At 74.5% G+C, this 811-nt stretch carries 1 protein-coding gene; it reads right to left on the minus strand.

Annotated elements, in window-relative coordinates; all coding sequences use genetic code 11:
• Window positions 1-811 (minus strand): AlkA N-terminal domain-containing protein (locus tag D183_RS0116110; protein WP_017909909.1); only part of this gene is annotated, 811 nt, incomplete at both ends.

An 811-nucleotide genomic window follows, 5' to 3' on the forward strand; every position in this document is an offset into this window, starting at 1 on the left:
GCCGGCCACGCTGACCTGCTGGCCGAGCACCGCGCGCACCGCCACTTCGAACCCGTCCCAGCCGCCCGGCACGCGCAGCCCGGGGCGCCGCGCGATGGCGCGCGCCAGCAGCGGATCCTCGCCGAGCGTGGCGTGTACCGCGCGCAGGTCGGCATCCAGATCGAACACGCGGCGCACCCGGCGCACGATGTCGGGAATGGCGCGCGGATCGGCCGCGGTGATGTGCAGGCGCAGTTCGTGGCGCTGCGGATCGGCCTCGACACGGATGCGGGTGGAGGCCTCGCAGGGGCCGAGCACGCGCTCGTAGCTGGCTTCGCCGATGCGCTCGATGCCGGGGATCGCGCGCTTGCGCAGGAACGCCAGCATCGCCGGGAAGTCCAGTGGCGGCCGGTAGCCCAGGCGCAGCACCAGATCGCCACCGGGGCTGTCGGTGCGCTGCTTGCGGATCGCCGAGGGGGGCATGCCGCAGCCGTCGAGGAACGCGGCGTTGAAGCGACGCAGGCTGTTGAAGCCGGCCGCCAGCGCCACCTGGGTGATCGGCAAGGCGGTTTCGGTGAGCAGTTGCTTGGCCAGCAACAGCCGCCGGGTCGCGTGCACCGCCGCCGGGGTGGCGCCGAGCTGGGCCACGAACAGCCGCTGCAGCTGGCGCGCGCTGATGCCCAGTTCGGCCGCCAGCGCGGCGACGCTGGCGTCCTGCAGCGCGCCCTCGGCGATCAGCGCCAGTGCGCGCCGCACGACTTCTTCGCCCAGGTGCTGCTGCGCCTCCGGCGAGAGTTCGGGGCGGCAGCGCAGGCACGGCCGGTAGCCGGCC

This window comes from Xanthomonas sp. SHU 199 (assembly GCF_000364665.1).
GTDB lineage: Bacteria > Pseudomonadota > Gammaproteobacteria > Xanthomonadales > Xanthomonadaceae > Xanthomonas_A > Xanthomonas_A sontii.